We start from the raw sequence: 16,794 nt of genomic DNA, 5'->3' as shown, positions 1-16,794 counted from the left end.
GAAAGCACAATTCCTATATGCGTTATAATGAAGGATTCAGCCATAAAAAAAGAAGCTGTCTCTTACAAAACAGCTTCTTTTTTATTTCTTATCGAAGGATTTTTAGATATGCACTATAGGCATCATCCTTGATAGAAGTTCGAAGATAAACTTCGTTTTCGTCTTTTGTACTAAATTCAAACTGAATTAAAGCAGCGTCAGAATAATAATACATATAATTCTCTTCGGCAAACTCAAGATTAGAAATAGGTCGTGTTGATAGCTTCATATCGAATGCCATTTCACCATTTGCTAAGTCTATCTGAAAAAGTTTTCCCTTACGCGTATATCCCCATGCATTATCACTTTCCTCGACAACATATTCGATAATATCATTTTTAAAATCCGTTTTCCAGATCTGAGTTCCTGTTTTTGAATCTACAGCATATAACGACGAAACTTCCGGACCTTCTGCTGCAAAATAGAGCTTTTTGTCTTTGCTAAAAATACGATCCTTGATATTACTTTGATTTTCATCCAATTTAAATTGCCAAACAATATCCAGCGTATTAGGATTTAAGGCAAAAACCACATTTTTTTCATTGGCTACAAATACATTTTCACCATCAGTTACCGCTTTTCCGTGTATTGGTTCTTCAAAAGTTTTCTGCGAAAGAAGTTTTCCTGTATTGGCTTCAAAACTATAAAAATTATTTCCACTTTGCGTAAACACTTTATTATCAAAAAAGAGCACCGGAATATCATTGTTTGAAGCATCTAATTTGTAATTCCAAATTAAACTACCGTCCTTTATATCAAGGGCATAAATATTATTATTGGGACTTTGAGTCGTGATAAATAGTTTCCCGTCATTAATAATTGGAGCCTGGTTTTTTAGTACAATTTGATCGGTAATAGTACCTAACCTCGATTTCCAGAAAATCTGTCCGGTTTTGTTATTGATCGCAAAAATTTCACCGTTTATAAAAGGAACATACACTACTCCATCTTGTAACGTAAGTTGATTGGCACACATTTCAGTATGCGAATCTGTAGCTTTCACTGTCCAGTTAAAGGCTTCCGATTCTAAATTGAACGACATCAGAGAACCATCATAATCATAAATTAGAATCGATTGCGGATCTAACGGAACTTTTTTAAGCGGATTGATGGCTTTGTTGGTAACGATATCATTAGCAGTTAAAACTTTATTATTAGAATAGCTATTTTTGCCTGACTTTGAATTACTTGGAGCCTGCCCAAACATATTAATTGCAGTAAATACAAATAAAAGCGTTACTAGATTTTTTTTCATTTTAAAAATTTGGGGTTCATAATTGATTTCCTTTTTAATAGAATAAATTACTCTTTCAAAATAAAACATTCAGCATAAAAAGCACCATCAAATAGTGATAAAACCATTTAAATTCAGCTTATTAAATGCTACGGTTCAACCAATATTCAGGTCAAATATAGTAAAAATTTATTATCGGATTTTAGAAGCTTTCTTCTAGCTTTTATAGGATTCAAAAAAGCCATAAGCTCTTTTTTCTGCATAAGAATAAGTAGAATCACGCAACGGAAAAGCACAATGTCCTCCGTATTTTGGAGTTTCAAGATACACATAAGCACTTTCCTGAGCTATAGCCCTTGGATAACATCTTTCGCCTAAAAAAGGATCATCAAGAGAATTAATAATTAAAACCGGAGTAGTAATATTTTTAAGGGAAAATTCAGGAGAAACCTGCTGATAATAATCGTCACGACTGGCAAAACCATGCAAAGGCGCAGTAAAATAATGATCGACTTCATCAAAAGAAGTAATACTGTCAATTTGATCACGATTGATAAAATCAGGAAATTGTGCTGCTTTGTATTTCAGCTTTCTTTTGATATCGATGGTAAAATTCTTTAAATAAACTCTGTTAAAACCTTGTTTAAGCACTTCAGCACTGGTCGCAATATGTGTAGGTACCGATATGCAAACTCCGGCTTTTATACGCTCATCGATTTTGGTCCAGCCAAAATAATTCAAAAGCTGTACGCCTCCCATCGAATATCCAATCAAATAAACTTCTTCGAATCCTTTTTTTAGAACAAACTGTACCACTTCGTCAAGATCATCAACGGCACCGTGGTGATAAAGTCTGGGCAAACGATTCATTTCTCCGCCACAAGTACGATTGTTCCAGGCAAAAACCGAAAAATCTTTCTGCTGAAAATAAACCGCACAACTATTGTTATACGTTCTGCGCGAATCTCCTTCTAAACCATGACATAAAATAACCGCTTTTTTAGGATCGTTGAGGATAAAATCGATATTGATAAAATCTCCGTCATTCAATTCAATTTTCTCTCTCGTGTATCCGGGCGCATCGAACTTTTTAAACAAAGCAGCATAAATGGTAGAAACATGCCTGTTGCGATGAATAATAGAAGGTAAGTCATATTCTGATTGCTCAATTACTGGCATGATAGGAAATGTTTTTGGTGGCGTTATACAAATCTAAGAAATCAATCAACATGTAATTTTAAAAACGTCTTTTTTATTATACTTTTATGATACAAAAACATAGTTTACTGATAAACAATAATTTAAAATTACAAATAATTATATTATTACAGCTGTTAAAATATTCCGGTTTATCCGGATTTTACAAAATACAAATGTTATTATGTAACCGGACATTTTTAAAAAAGCGCTAGATTTGAGATGTATCTAAAAATATTATTATGAAAAATTCTCTGCTACTTTTACTATCCGTTTTCTGTTTTTCATGCCAGCAAAAAGAAAATAAAGTTGCTCCTGTTGAAACTTCAGAGCCTGTTATCACTAAAAAAGAAGAAAAAGTAAACAAACAGATTGGCGATACCATTTTCATGAATTTTAGAAATGAAAAAGAGCTTTTTACCGCAGAAGGTGCAATAGATTCTATTCACCCAAGAATATATGTGAAATTCAAAAATGAAGATTTGGGCGAATTAAAAGGAAATCTTGTTCCTACTACCGGAAAAGGAAATATCCGTTTTAATCAGATTATTTTTCCCGATAATACTTCGGACGGACCATTTGGAATGGATTTGAATATTCCTCTTAAACAAAAAGGGAATTATATAATAGTGGTGGGACATTCGCAAATGGCTGATAATCCTTTTTGGGGAAAATTCAAAATTGAACTTGAGACTACAAAAAGCAATAAATAAGTCAAATATTGACGCTTTATTATTCATTTCTATTTGTTAAACTGTAAATCTTATAACAAATTTAGCTTTTCATATAAACAAAAATTAAAGCTAAAGCACTAATTTTGAGACTACAAACCCCTAACATAATCGTCATGGAAAAATCAAACCTTAACAACAGTGGAAATCTTAATAAGTGCCCGTATCAAAGTATGGTCTATGGAAAAGATAATTGCGATTTGATCTACAGAAAATCATATAATGGTGATTGGGGACATTGGGATGACTTGCCTGAGAACGCCATACTAACCAATTGCAGTGAGGCAAACGAAATTGAAAATTCAGTCGCAGATCCTAAAATGGGAGAAAGCGAACCGGATCATTTATAAAAAATCAAATACATCTTATCATTTTTTAATATTATATAAAATCAAAAATCCCCTTTTATTACGAAAGGGGATTTTTTTATGCACAGGACTTAATTCTTCAAAAAGTTAAAACTATTATTGACTGCCTTCAATTCGTTGCCCACAAACTCAATATCAATAATGCCCGCTTTTCGCGGAGAAACAGCACTTTCATTAAAATGCGTATGTAACACATAACGCATTTTCTGGTTCTTATCCCAAAAGACATCACCATGACCAATTCCGTTTTGATTCGTATTTTTTCGACTAATGATCGGACTGTTTTTCGATTTTTCCCAAGGCCCTAACGGACTTTTACTGGTGGCATATCCCACGGCATAATCGATATTTCTGAAATCATTTGCCGAATAAATCAGATAATACAAACCATTGTGTTTTAAAACCGTAGGTCCTTCTGTCACAGGCCAATTTGTATTTTCAGTATTTTCCCAAGTTAAGGTTCCTGAAATACATTCGATTAAGGTTTCTGATTTAATGCTTTGAAGATCATCGTTTATTTCGGCAGCAAAAATTCTATTTCCGTTTGTTAGTCTCACATAATACAAATATTTTTTTCCATCCTCATCGATAAAAACAAACGGATCGATCTGGTTTCCGGTTTTAATAATAGGTTCTTTTGACTCACTTTTAAATGGCCCAAGCGGACTATCGCTAACCGCTGTTGCAATGTTTTCGTTGGCAGTATAAATCATATAAAATTTGTTTTTATACGAAAGAACCTGCGGCGCCCAAAAACCTTTATCGCCAAAAGAATCTCCTTTTTTCAGCGCAAGACCATTTTGAGCCCCAACCGGACCTTTCCAGTCCTTTAAATCTGATGAAGTATACACCTGAAAACCTTCACCATTTGGGATATCTCCCGATGTGGTTCCGTATAAATAATACATTCCGTTATGATAAAAAATCGTAGGATCGGCCAGTAAAATTGTACTGGTTTTGACTTCTTTGGGTTTCTCTGTGTTTTTTTCCTGCGAACAGGCTGCGAAAACGCAAAGTGATGTTATTAAGGTTAATATTTTTTTCATTTTATTTTGGGTTTTAGTTTTTTGCTTTTTTTTAACCGCAAAGTACGCTAAGGTTTTTGTAGCTTGTGTTTAGATAATGTTGAAAAACGCAAAGTTCGCAAAGCTGTACTTTGAAATAACTTTGAGATCTCTGTGGTTGAACACCTTTCATTTTTTACTACAAAGCATGCTAATAATTTTGCGTTCATGGCGTAATTCTTAGCGTACTTTGCGGTTAAACTCTTTTTATTTCACCGAAAACTGATAATAAGAAACAGTATGATATTTTTGTCCTGGTTTTAAAACAATCGGTGCAAATTTTGGCTGGTTTGGCGCATCCGGAAAATGTTGTGTTTCAAGCGCAAATGCGGTCCTGAAATCGTCTTTTGATCCTGATTTCATGGTGTTTTTTGATTGCATAAAATTACCGCTGTAAAACTGTAATCCAGGTTCTTGTGTAAAAATATCCATCGTAATTCCGGATTGATCTCCTGAAATTGTCGCGGCATGATTCAGTCCGTTTTTCTTTGTTCCGTTTAGCACATAATTATGGTCGTATCCTTTCCCGAATTTAAGCTGCTCGTCTTTCGTTTCGATTCTTTCGCCAATAGTATGTTGAGATGTAAAATCAAATGGCGTATTTTTAACTGATTTTAATTCACCATTCGGAATCAAACCTTCATCAACCGGAGTAAATTCATTGGCGTAAATCTGTAATTGATGATTTAAAATCGTACCGCTTCCCTCTCCATTCAAATTAAAAAAGGCATGATTGGTTAAGTTTACAATCGTAGTTTTATCCGTTGTTGCTTCGTAGTCCATTTTAATCGAATTATCATCCGTAATCGTGTACGTTACTTTTACCTTTAAATTTCCCGGAAAACCCTGTTCTCCGTCTGGCGAAACATAACTAAAAACCAACGTGTTTTCGTTTGTTTTTTCAGCATCCCAAACTACATCCTGAAAACCTTTTACACCACCATGCAAAGCGTTTTTCCCGTTATTAAGCGGCACCTGATATTGTTTTCCCTCTAAGGTAAATTTCCCCTTTGCAATTCGGTTTCCGACTCTTCCAATTGTCGCTCCAAAATAAGGCTCTGTAGAGTTTTTAAAGCCTTTTGCGCTATTAAATCCTACTACAACATCAATTGGTTTTCCGTTTTTATCTTTCACCAAAAGACTCACCAATCTTCCGCCATAATTAGTAAAAGAAGCTTTGATATCTTTGTTACCTATCCAATACAAATTGACTTTTTTACCGTCGATTATGGTATCAAAATTTTTAGTTTCCAAAACTGTTTGTGCCGAATCTGCAATCTTATCCGCATTCTCTTTTAATGGTGCATTCTCCTTTTTAATGTCTTTACAACTAAATTGAAAAAGTGCCAGCATTACAACCGCGGCTATTTGAATGTTTTTCATCTTTTATATCATTACGAGGAACGAACCCAATCATCCTCAATTAATATTATCTTTATTCTATTATCTTTATTCTATTATCTTTATTCTATTATCTTTATTCTATTATCTTTATTCTATTATCTTTATTCTATTATCTTTATTCTATTATCTTTTCTCTTTCCTCTATTTCGAAGGCAGCGCCAACTTTGTAGTTTCACTTACCGGTTCACCTAAAACCGGAAATCCGTTTGCATCCCAATTGATTTTCTGCATTCTTGGCGATCTTTTATTTCCACATCCTTCACCCGGATTCGAATTGGCATGGTACAAAATCCAGTCTTCTTTTCCGTCAGGAGATTTAAAAAATGAATTGTGTCCCGGTGCATACACTTTGTTTTTATCTGACTGTTTGAATATTGGTTCCGAAGATTTTTTCCATGCCGCTGCATCCAATAAATTATCCCCACCGGTAAAAGTTAATAACCCTAAAGCGTAGAAATCTGTCCAGCAGCCACTAGCCGAAAACACAATAAAAACTTTACCATTTCTCGACAAAAACTGAGGCCCTTCGTTTACATTTACCTGCGCCGGATTTTTGTCGTCATGCAAAGCCCCGTGCGTTTCCCAATCGTTTGTTGGCGCCGAAATCATAACCCGATCTCCTTCTATTTCAAGCGGATTCTTCATTTTTGCAATGTAAATATTCTGCTGTCCGTTAGTATCGCCTTCCCATCCTGCCCAAATCATGTACAATTGCTTTTTATGTTCAAAAACATTTCCGTCAATCGCCCATTTGTCTGTTTTGGCAGCAATTTTTCCTTTAAACTCAAAATTTCCTTTAAACGGATCTGACGATTTATTTTCTAAAACATACATTCTGTGATTGTTGTTGTCACCATTATCCGCCGCAAAATAGCAATACCATTTTCCGTTTATAATATGAAATTCCGGCGCCCAGATTTCCGATGAATAATCCGTTCCTTTTGGTGCTTCCCAAATAACTTTGCTTTGCGCATTTTTAAGATCAGATAAGTCTTTTGTTTTCCAAAGTTCTAATCTGTTTTGCAACGTATTAGTGTAGTAATAATATCCGTTGTAATACGTACTGTAAGGATCTGCGCCCGATGGCAAAATAGGATTTGTGAATGTTTTTTGCTGCGAATATCCAGCTGAAACCATCAGTAATAAAAAAGGTATTAGGTATTTTTTCATTTTATATTTTTTGTTGTTGGGCTTGTTTTTTATCGAAAACTTTGTCAAAGCTGATTTATTTTTTCAGGAGCTAATCCCGCTATCCGTTTCAATCTTTTGTGCCGAACCCCGGCACAAAAGGATTTCCTCTACTATCGGGGCTAGGGCATTCGTTTTCATAAGAATGTTTAGTTTATCAAAAATTAAATAAACAGGTTTAAACACATAAAGTAACCACAATTTTGTCATCCCGAGGAACGAGGGATCTTCGCAAGCAGCTCGACAATGTAGATAAAATACTTTGCGTTAGTTTCTTGTGGAGATCCCTCGTTCCTCGGGATGACAAAAAATGCGCAGAGTTACTTATCATTATTGCCCCAAAGTTGAAACTTTGGGCTATCCTTTATCGCTATGTTTAGAAACTTGTTTCTACTATTTCCTTATTTTCAGAACAAAAAAATCTATGTTTCTATGTGTTTAATTGTTTTTGAAATGTTATTTAGTTTGCTCACATAAACTTTCTCAAAGTTTAAAACTTTGACAAAGTTGCTTCAGATTCAAAAATCTTATTTATGATTCAAAGCATCAATAACTTCAGTATTGATTTTATTTACAGCTTTAAAATCCATTTTATCTACTTTTCTGTCGTAGGTCATGAAACCGTTTACTTCACCCTCAACATCCGTAGTTTGAGTATAAACTGCTGCTGAAAAACCTGTTTTGACATAATTCTTTAAGATTTGAGCATACTTAATATATTCTGCCGTTACTTCGTTTTCATTTTTGAATTTAATATATCCCCAATTGTCATTTGCTCTCCATAAATGACCTTCAAGTGGCAAACCAATTCCGCCATATTCGCCTAAAACGGTTACACGTCTTGCATCATACAAATACATTTCCGGTCCCGGATAATTGTGTAAATCAAGAATATCTCCGGTTTGAAAATGATTTCCTCCGCTTGAAGAATTCGTTAAACGGCTCGGATCGTGATTTTTTGTCCATTCTGTAATTTCAACAGTTTTAAATTGTCCCCAGGCTTCGTTAAACGGAACCCAAACCACAATACTTGGATACGAATACAAATGATCCATTATTTCTCGCCACTCTTTTCTGTAAATTTCTTCTGATTTTGCTGTACGCTGCAATTCAGTTCCTTCAAAGTATTTTCTGTTTTGCCAAAGCGGCTGTTCGTCTCCGCTTGGCATATCCTGCCAAACTAAAATGCCCAGTTGATCACAATGCGTATACCAACGTTCCGGCTCGACTTTTACATGTTTACGAATCATATTAAAACCTAACTCTTTGGTTTTTATAATATCATATTTTAAAGCTTCATCAGTTGGTGCCGTATACAATCCGTCTGGCCACCAACCCTGATCTAAAGGGCCAAACTGAAAGTAATCTTTGTTATTAAGCTGCATTCTCACGATACCGCTTTCATCTCTTTTTGATGAAATTTTTCGCATTGCAAAATAACTTTTCACTTCGTCAACCACTTTATTATTACTAATCAAACGAATTTTTGTCTGATATAAAAATGGACTTTCCGGCGACCATAATTTTGGATTATTCAAAACAATATCATTGCTTTCGCCCACTACAGCTTTAGCTTTGGCTATTTCTTTTCCTTCATCAAAAACAGCTATTTCGACTAAATCTCCAGTTGTTGCTCCGGTAATATCAGCTTTTATGCTAATCGTGTTTTGGTCAATATTAGGTGTCGTTTTTAAGGTTGAAATACTTTTTGCATTTACAGGTTCTATCCAAACGGTTTGCCAGATTCCGGTAACGGGCGTGTACCAGATTCCTTCGGGATTTTTAACTTGTTTTCCTCTTGGCTGTGGTCCATCATTGGAGGGATCCCAAACTTTTACCACTAGTTTTTGACTTTTCCCTTTTTGGATAAAAGGTGTAATATCAAATGAAAATGGCGTGTAACCACCTGTATGCGAACCAACTTTGATATTATTAATATAAACTTCTGTTTTCCAGTCGACAGCACCAAAATGCAGCAGAATGTTTTTTCCGTTCCAGTTCGATTCGATCGAAAAATTGGTTTCGTACCAAAGTTCATTTTTTGCGCCAACTTCTTTCATCACGCCAGACAAACTAGATTCAGCCGCAAACGGAACCAAAATTTGCCCGTCATATTTTGAAGGCGCCGTTTTACCAAACTCCTGAATGGCATAATTCCATAATCCATTCAGGTTTTTCCATTGGCTACGCTCCATAATCGGACGGGGATATTCCGGTAATGTTTTAGCAGGATCAACCTGACTTGCCCATTTTGTTTTGATTTTATCTCCCTGAGGTTTCCATTGTGCATGAACCAGGCAGCTTAAAAAAAGCGCCAATACAACAGTTGTTTTTCTATTCATTATATCTTGTTTTGTGCAACGATTCTAAGAATTATTGCCATTTCATTTTCTTCTTTACTAAATAAATTACCAGACTATATCCACATAGCCTGGTAATTTCAAACACTAACTTAACTAACCAATCCTTTTTTGAGTTATGAGTTTTGAGTTATGAATTATAAGTTGACTCAAATCTTCATTCATAACTCATAATTCATAACTTATAACTTTTTAACAAGGCCAAATTTCTTCACCAAACCGTCGTATTCTTTTTTCGAAATGGTAATCATGCATCCGTGGCGTACTTTTTCAGGAAAACTATATTTATCCCAATCGGCAAAAAAGGTATAACCTGAAGCTTGAAACCATGGTCCGTTTGGGTTATCTGCGATTGATAATCCGTAAGAAACTCCCGGATATTGCTCGTAATACATGTACCATATTTTATCATCAGGAGAAGGAATTAACATAGGCGCTTCTCTAAAATTTGGACTGATCGATTGTTGTGGCAAAGAATAAGGTCCTAATAATGATTTTGATTTCGCGATTCGAACGGTTTTTCCTGTTGTCCAGTATAATGTTGGATAGGTTTCATCTTTAATTACAGCATAATACGAATCGCCAATTTTACGAATGAAAACATCTATAGTTCCCATATCCCAATCGAATAAACGTTTTGGTGTTCCTTCGAAAGTTTTTAAATCTTTAGATAAAACATACAAAGTTCGCTGACTTGCCCAGTAACGTTCCGGATCTTCTTTTGTTCCGTCAAGATGTGGCGTATGCCAGGTCATGATAAACTTTTGAGAATCCTGATCGTAATACAATTTTGGTGCACCAATTCGCTGTAAAGCATTAGCGTAATCGGGCGTGCTTTTTAAATCGGGCGTATAATCTGAATGCTTTTTCCAGGTAATTAAATCATCCGAAACCCAAATATTGATCGTTTTTGCATCGTCGCCAGTATTTCCGGCGATATAATATTTTCCGTCCGGACCTTTGCAGATATCCGGATGTCCTTTATAATCCTCAAAAACTCTTTTTCCGCTGTTTAAATTTTCCCAATGCAAACCATCAAGACTCACGGAATAATACAATCTGCCGTAATCGTTGTGCGTCATGTGCGCAAAAAGGTAGGCTTCGTTTTTAGGTTTTTCATTTCCCTTAACTTGTCCCGGTGGATCCGGCTGTTGCGCTTTCGCAGAAAAACCAATCAGAATTGCTGCCAGAAAAAAGAACTGTTTCATGCTGTATTTTTTCATTGCTATTACGTTTTTATTTATTGCCCGCAGATTAAACGGATTAAACGGATTTTCACAGTTTCTTTTAATTTTTTATGTTATAAAATACTCCGCGAAAACCCGTTTAATCCGTAAAATCAGTGGCTAATTAAATTATCAAATTGACACATTATCTAATTATCTAATTACTTCTTATTTACCTCAGATGTCATTTTCTTAATCAAATCTGTTTCTGCTTTTATGTATGGCGTTCCGTCGTTTTTAAGTACTTCGTGAAACCAAAGTTTTGGCTCTGAATTGTATTTTTTAGTCCAGCTGTCCCACGCGTATTTGGTTTGTGATTTTCCGTCAACAAAACCCCAGTTGATCATACCAACATTGTATTTTTTTGCAATTGGTAAAAAGCCTTCAAAAGTGCTTCCGTTGGGTCTTGCCATATATTCTGTACACAATAATGGTTTTCCGTAACGCTGTAATTCTTTGATTACTTTTTCGAAATCTGCCGGAGTATTGTAATTATGAAAAGAAACTACATCAGATTGCTCGATTTGCATTTTGTGCATTGGTTTCATCTTTGCTTCATCGCTCCAGTCGCCTACCCAAACTCCGGAAGTTAAGGGTTGTGACGGATTGCTTTCTCTCGCCCAGGCAAAAACATCTTTTAAAAGGGGTAAAATCAAATCGACTTTGTTTTTGATTTCGATTTTTTCGTAAGACGGTCCCGTCATATTATCCGGTTCGTTCCAGACATCCCAACCCAAAATACGTTGGTCGTCTTTGAATTTTGCAACGGTTTCTTTTACATATTTCTCTAAACGAGGATATTGTGTTTTATCCTGTAGTACTTTTTGTCCCGGACTTTGTACCCAGCCTGAATTGTGTGTGTAAGGTTTTGGGGCTCTTTGTTTTCCTAAAGCAGGAAACGGATCCCAACAGGAATCAAATAAAACAAATAGTGTTTTAATGTGGTGTTTATCTGCAATTTCCAAAAATTGGTCCATTCGTTTGTAAAGTCCTTCCGCATCTTGCTGGTGCAATAAATCGTGCAGGTAAACGCGCATGACATTCATGCCAATACCTTCTGCCCAACCCAATTCCTGATCGATTCTTTTGGGATCAAATGTATCTTCCTGCCACATCTCTAACTGATTTATAGCTGTGCTAGGATAATAATTTGCGCCTACTAACCAAGGTTGTTCTGCGTACCATTTATTGGCCTGATCTTTTGTCCAGATTTCTCTTTTTTCGATTGTAGCGGTTTCACTTTTACTTTCTTCGGTGTTGTTTTTTTTGTTGTTGCAACTAAGCAATACTAGTCCTGCCAACATTAATGTCAGACACAATTTTACTTTTTTCATTATAATTTTTGTTATTATGAACGATCGTTCTTTTAATAAGGGAATCAGATCAAATACATCTGATTCCCTTTAAAAATGGTTTAATATTCTGCGTGTTGTTTTAAGTTCGGGTTGTTCTGCACCTCTACTTGCGGAATAGGTAATCTTTGATTTTTTCCTACCACAAAGTTTTTAAAATCAGGATCACGAAGTGCAATTTTATCTACAGAAGCCTGAGTGTTTAAATCTCCCCAACGTTTTAAATCTTCCCAGCGAACACTTTCTCCGGCCAATTCTAAAACACGTTCTGTTTTTAATCTTTCTAAGAATTTATCGTGATCGTTTCCAATTTCAGGATGCGCTGCTGCCAAAGTATTCATGTTGACACGCGCTCTCACTAAATCAACATATTGATAGGCATCAGCTGTATTTCCCGTTTCGTTTAGCACTTCGGCGTAACGCAATAATATATCAGCATAACGAACCAGTCTGTAGTTGACCTGACTGTAATAATCTTCGTTGTTTCTGTAATAATCACGGCTTCCTTTTCTAAACCACGCTTCGTCATTGCCCCACTCCCAGTTTTTACCGTATACTTTGTCTCCAAAATCAGCTTGTAATTGTGGGTAGTATAACGTATATCTTAATCTGGTGTCAAGATTTCCGTCTTTGTTTTTTTCTTGTTTAAAGGCATTTACTAACCAAAAACGAGCTTGTCCGTCTGACCATCCAATTCCTCTTGGTGCAAAAAACTGCGCACGGTTGCTTGAAACTGCAGCACTCTGACCTTCATCTGTTCCTCCGCTTTTTTGATCTCCAAACTGAATTTCAAATACGGATTCTTTATTGTTTTCATTTACATCCGTAAAGTTGTCTCTGTAATTGGCTACCAAATTATATTTGGCACCCGGACCGCTAATTAAATATTCTAATGCCGTTTTTGCTTCGGCCCATTTGTGCTGTTGCATGTATACTTTTGCTAAAAAAGCCTTTGCAGCTCCTTTGTCAGGTCTTCCGGTTTGATCTGCTGACCATGAAGAAGGCAAATCGGCGAAAGCCTCATTCAAATCTTTTTCTACTTGTGCAAAAACTTCGGTTACATTTTTCTGTGCCGGCAAATCTGCAGGTGTAGAAGGCTCTAAAACGATTGGAATATTCTCCCAAAGAATGGCAGCATAATAGTAATGCAGCGCTCTAAAAAACTTCGCCTGTGCTATAATTTTCTTTTTGTCGTCTTCATTCTGAAAAGTAATATTTGGCACATTTGCTAATACCTGATTACATCTAAAAACGGCTTTGTACGTATCTCTCCAGGTTACTACCTGCCCTTCCCAAAAATTATAATTGATATAATTAAATCTGGTCCAGTCTGCTAATTCCGTCCACGGGCTATTACTGAATCCTTCATCAGACGTTAAATCCAAACGGAAATAAATCCATCTTGCCCATAATCCATCTTTATAAAACATGGCATAAATAGAGTTTACTCCTGCCTGTGCGTCACTTTCTGTCTTCCAATACTGATCTACTGTTACAGCATTTGGGTTGTTCAGGTCCAGTTCGTTTTCACATGATGATGTGAAAAACAGGCCTGAAAAAATTGCTATTAAAACTATTATTCTTTTCATTACGCGATTTTTTTTAAATTAGAAGCTAAATTCAACACCAAATGAATACGTCTGTAAATTTGGGAAAGCGCCATTATCAACACCTCTCTGAAAAATATTAGAGTTACTGAACTCAGGATCTAAACCTTTGTATTTTGAAATTGTAATTACATTTTGTGCCGATATCGTTAATCTTGCTCTTGTAATTCCTGCCGTTTTCAAGACACTATCCGGAATGTTGTATCCAAATCCGATGTATTTTAGGCGGATAAAATCACCACTTTCTAAGAATCTGTCTGTATCTCCTCTTGAGTTTAAGGTTGTTCCTTTTACAATTCTAGGAAAATCGGTATTTGGGTTTTCCGGAGTCCATGGCTGAATTCCTCTTCTGTAATTACTATTGTCATCAAAACGATCTACAACACTTCTAAATCCGTCATAAACTGTTGCTCCGTGAGACGCGATCCAGTTCATAGAAAAATCAAAACCTTTGTATTCAGCTCCTGCATTTAAACCCATTTCAAATTCCGGCCAAGGGCTTCCTACGATGTCTTTGTCTTCGTTTGTAATTTCTCCGTCGCCGTTAATATCTTTAAAACGAATATCTCCCGGTTTTGCATTTGGCATAATTACTTTACCATCGGCGTTTTTGTAGTTGTTAATTTCAGCCTGGTTTTGAAATAATCCGTCCGTTTGCAAAACATACCACATTCCTACTGCGTTTCCGGCACGAGTGATGGTATTATCCTGAATGTTTTGGTTTTGTCCGTTACCTAATGAAACCAGTTTATTATTCACTTTAGTGAAATTGATAGAAGCATTAAAAGAGAAATCATTGATTTTTTTGCTGTAAGCCAATTCCAGTTCAAGACCTTTATTTTCTACCGTTGCAGCATTCGAAATTGGATTTCCTCCGTCGTTACCTGTAGTTAATAAAATTGGGAAACCAAACAATACATCTTCTGTACGTGCCACAAAATAATCTGCTGTAAAGCGTAAATCATTGTTAAGCACACCAAGATCTAACCCAAAGTTGGTTTGTTTTAATTTTTCCCAACGCAATTGTGCATTTGATAATCTTACCTGAGTTGCAGCAGGATACAAACCTTGTCCGTTACCTAAAACTACAGTTCCAAACGTATTGATGAAACTTTTGTATTCGTAGTTTCCAATATTTCCTGAACCCAGTTCTCCGTAACTTGCTCTTAGTTTTAAATCTTTAATAAATTCAGATTTAAAGAAAGATTCGTTGTTGATTCTCCATCCCGCAGAAACTGATGGGAAATTCCCCCATTTGTTGTCATCGCTAAATCTTGATGATCCATCGCGACGTATCACTGCATTAATCAAATAACGGTTGTCGTAATTGTATTCTAATCTTCCTAAATAAGAAGTTAGCGCCGCTTCGTTTCTAAATCCTCCTACTTCCGGTGAATCTCCTAAATCCAGAACATCATAGTACGAACCTGTTCCTGAATTGATTAAAAGATTTCTTTTTGTTCCGTAAATCTGGTTGTAATTGTCTTTTTGAAATGTTTGACCTACCAAAACCGTGAAATCATGTTTACCAAATGCTTTTTTGAAAGTCAATGTGTTTTCGTAAAGCAATGTTTCTGATCTTCCTTTATTTTGGTTGATGAATGATTTTTCTACCGGTTGGTTTAATGTCCAGTTTCCTAATTTTCTCATGAAATTATAGCTGTCAAAGCTGGTTTCATATCCAAAATTGAAGCGGTATTTAAGCCACGGTGTGAATTTAAGTTCAGACCAGATGTTTCCTCTTATTCTGAAATTTTCGTTTATCGTATTGGCAAAATCAGCCAATGCAAGAGGGTTGGTACCAAAAGTATCTGCAACACCTTGCTTTCCGTAACCATAACCTCCAGGATTTGCAGCGTCGTAAACCGGAATTGTTGGAGTTAATCTGTACACATCGATAATTGGGTTTCCTGACATTTCATCGGTTTTAGAATTACTGATGGCAATGTTTTCTCCTATGCTGAAAATTCCTTTAGAACCGCTCGAATTTACTCTAAATGAAATTCTGTCAAAATCAGTTCCTACTACAGTTCCTTTGTTTCCAAAATAATTTCCCGACATAAAAAATGATGAGTTATCTCCTCCTCCGGAAACACTTACATTATAGTCGTTTATCATTCCGTTCTGAAAAACTACATCCTGCCAGTCTGTATCTACAGCCATATTTAAGTTTTGTCTTGGAGCTCCTGCATTATCATAAGCCTGATTGTTGAATTTTGCGAATTCTTCAGTTCCCATTAAATCATATCTTGGCATAGTGGTAAAACTCGTTTTTGCTGAAGCTTCAACTTTTAGCGGGCCTTTTTTACCTTTTTTCGTGGTAATAATGATTACACCATTTGCTGCTCTTGAGCCATAAATTGCTGCAGCAGATGCATCTTTTAAAACCTGAATCGTTTCGATATCATTAGGATTAAAATCGCGGTTTGCCGATGTAACCAAGCCATCAATTACATATAATGGATTGGTGCTCTGAAGGTTTTTTAAACCACGAATTTCGATATTGGCCTCTTGTCCCGGACGTCCGCCGCCACGAACTTTAACTCCGGTCACTAAACCCTGAAGTCCATCGGCAACGGTTGTAACCTGACGCTTTTGAATTTCGTCGGCTTTTACAAGAGAAACAGCTCCTGTAAGATCCTTTTTTTGCTGCGAACCGTAACCTACAACTACAATTTCGTCTAGTTTCATCGCATCTTCAGGCAAAGAAGCGTCTATTGTTGTAGCATTATTAATCGCGATTTCGATGGTTTTAAATCCCTGCGAACTAAAAATCAGGGTTTGATTTGAAGCTGCAGTAATTTTATATCTTCCGTCGAAATCGGTAACTGCTCCGTTTTTGGTATTCTTGATGACAACGTTAGCAAACGGAATTGGTTCTCCTGTCGAAGAAGCTACTTTTCCCGTTATGGTTATTTGCTGTTGCGCATACGTTTGCTGCACTAATAAACTAAAGAAAAACAAGAGGTAATATCTCTGCTTTAAAATTTGAGTGAGTTTGGTTTTCATTGATTTTTCATTTTA

At 35.9% G+C, this 16,794-nt stretch carries 12 protein-coding genes; 2 read left to right on the top strand and 10 right to left on the bottom strand.

Annotated features, from left to right (window positions below):
• Positions 1-88: 88 nt before the first annotated feature.
• Together L0669_RS15705 and L0669_RS15700 are read right to left on the bottom strand one after the other, a co-directional pair.
• Positions 89-1,294 carry an outer membrane protein assembly factor BamB gene (locus L0669_RS15705; protein ID WP_263758698.1) on the bottom strand — a complete coding sequence of 402 codons (1,206 nt, stop codon included), beginning with the start codon at positions 1,292-1,294 and terminating at the stop codon, positions 89-91.
• A 195-nt stretch (positions 1,295-1,489) separates the two neighbouring features.
• The gene (locus L0669_RS15700) at positions 1,490-2,452 is read right to left on the bottom strand and encodes a YheT family hydrolase (RefSeq protein WP_263758697.1); all 963 of its coding nucleotides are present in this window, start codon (positions 2,450-2,452) and stop codon (positions 1,490-1,492) included.
• A gap of 260 nt (positions 2,453-2,712) precedes the next feature.
• On the opposite strand from L0669_RS15700, the gene L0669_RS15695 reads away from it, so the two are divergent.
• Together L0669_RS15695 and L0669_RS15690 are read left to right on the top strand one after the other, a co-directional pair.
• Positions 2,713-3,183: a hypothetical protein gene (locus L0669_RS15695; protein ID WP_263758696.1), complete on the top strand. Its 471-nt coding sequence runs from the start codon at positions 2,713-2,715 to the stop codon at positions 3,181-3,183.
• A 134-nt stretch (positions 3,184-3,317) separates the two neighbouring features.
• Positions 3,318-3,551 (top strand): hypothetical protein, encoded by a 234-nt coding sequence (locus L0669_RS15690; protein ID WP_263758695.1) that lies wholly within the window; start codon positions 3,318-3,320, stop codon positions 3,549-3,551.
• Positions 3,552-3,640: 89 nt separating this feature from the next.
• On the opposite strand, the gene L0669_RS15685 is transcribed toward L0669_RS15690, so the two are convergent.
• The 8 genes from L0669_RS15685 to L0669_RS15650 all read right to left on the bottom strand — a co-directional run bounded on the left by L0669_RS15685 (position 3,641) and on the right by L0669_RS15650 (position 16,779).
• Positions 3,641-4,615, bottom strand: a complete 975-nt coding sequence (locus L0669_RS15685) for a glycoside hydrolase family 43 protein (protein WP_263758694.1) — start codon at positions 4,613-4,615, stop codon at positions 3,641-3,643.
• 225 nt (positions 4,616-4,840) lie between these two features.
• Entirely contained in the window at positions 4,841-6,016 is a 1,176-nt protein-coding gene (locus tag L0669_RS15680) for an aldose epimerase family protein (RefSeq protein ID WP_263758693.1), read from the bottom strand.
• Between the two features lie 162 nt (positions 6,017-6,178).
• Positions 6,179-7,207 carry a glycoside hydrolase family 43 protein gene (locus tag L0669_RS15675; RefSeq protein ID WP_263758692.1) on the bottom strand — a complete coding sequence of 343 codons (1,029 nt, stop codon included), beginning with the start codon at positions 7,205-7,207 and terminating at the stop codon, positions 6,179-6,181.
• Between the two features lie 545 nt (positions 7,208-7,752).
• Positions 7,753-9,567 (bottom strand): glycoside hydrolase family 2 protein, encoded by a 1,815-nt coding sequence (locus tag L0669_RS15670; protein ID WP_263758691.1) that lies wholly within the window; start codon positions 9,565-9,567, stop codon positions 7,753-7,755.
• Between the two features lie 200 nt (positions 9,568-9,767).
• A complete protein-coding gene (locus L0669_RS15665) occupies positions 9,768-10,808 on the bottom strand; it encodes a glycoside hydrolase family 43 protein (protein ID WP_263758690.1) in 1,041 nt (346 codons plus the stop codon).
• Positions 10,809-10,972: 164 nt separating this feature from the next.
• Entirely contained in the window at positions 10,973-12,145 is a 1,173-nt protein-coding gene (locus tag L0669_RS15660; protein ID WP_263758689.1) for a glycoside hydrolase 5 family protein, read from the bottom strand.
• An 80-nt stretch (positions 12,146-12,225) separates the two neighbouring features.
• Positions 12,226-13,752: a RagB/SusD family nutrient uptake outer membrane protein gene (locus L0669_RS15655; protein ID WP_173969630.1), complete on the bottom strand. Its 1,527-nt coding sequence runs from the start codon at positions 13,750-13,752 to the stop codon at positions 12,226-12,228.
• Between the two features lie 18 nt (positions 13,753-13,770).
• Positions 13,771-16,779, bottom strand: coding sequence for a SusC/RagA family TonB-linked outer membrane protein (locus tag L0669_RS15650; protein ID WP_263758687.1), 3,009 nt, complete (start codon positions 16,777-16,779; stop codon positions 13,771-13,773).
• Between the last annotated feature and the right edge of the window lie 15 nt (positions 16,780-16,794).

The organism is Flavobacterium bizetiae, from assembly GCF_024271895.1.
In the GTDB taxonomy this organism is placed as follows: Bacteria; Bacteroidota; Bacteroidia; order Flavobacteriales; family Flavobacteriaceae; genus Flavobacterium; species Flavobacterium bizetiae.
The sequence above is the reverse complement of the archived record's forward strand: the minus strand, read 5'-3'. Positions and strand labels throughout refer to the sequence as shown.